General features: G+C 78.2%; 1 pseudogene. It reads right to left on the bottom strand.

What is annotated here, in order from left to right:
• Positions 1-554, bottom strand: a pseudogene (locus FV222_RS28280) (VWA domain-containing protein); the annotation flags it as partial.
• Between the last annotated feature and the right edge of the window lie 156 nt (positions 555-710).

Below are 710 nucleotides of genomic sequence, written 5' to 3'. Positions count from 1 at the left end.
GGCGCCGACAGGTCGGCCGCGACCCCGCCGCCGGCCGAGACCAGCCGGTCGAGGGCCGCCCGGTCGGTCTTCGGCGCGCCGGGCGGCAAGGTCTTGTGCGTCGGCACGAACAGCCCCTGGACGCGCCAGCCCTTGGCCCGCATCGCCTCCGCCTCGCGCAAGGCCGCGTCGCCGATGCCGTCGCCGTCGGTGATCAGCACCACGTCGGCGGCCAGCGCCCCCGCCTCCTCCAGGGTGCGCCGCGCCAGGGCCAGCCCGCGCTCCGGGTGGCTGCCGCGGTCGGGCACCGTGTCGGCGTCCAGCGCGAACAGGGTGGTGCCGAAGCTGTCGCGGTCGGTGGTCGGCCCGGTGGCGACGTAGGCGTCGCCGGCATAGACCACCAGCGCCACCGCCCGGGTGCCGGCGGCCTCGGCCACGCCTTGCGCGGTCTGGCGCAGGTCCTTGAGCCCGCCGCCCTCAGCGACCGAGCGCGACAGGTCGGCGACGATCACCGTCGCGTCGAGGTTGCGGAAGGTCGTCGCGTCCTTGCGCTCGACGGCGGGTCCCGTGAGCGCGCCGGGGGGCGTTCCCCCGCCCCCCTCCCGCCCCGGCGCGCTCTTGGGGGGCTATTTCCCCGTGGGGGGGTTGTTGGGTTTGGGGGGGGGCTGCTTGGGGCCGCCGGGGGGGCCCGGTGCCCCCCTGGCCCCCCCCCCCCCCAACCCCCCACGCGA

The sequence above is a fragment of the Methylobacterium sp. WL103 genome (assembly GCF_008039885.1).
Lineage (GTDB): Bacteria > Pseudomonadota > Alphaproteobacteria > Rhizobiales > Beijerinckiaceae > Methylobacterium > Methylobacterium cerastii.
This window is presented reverse-complemented; position numbering and strand designations above follow the sequence as displayed.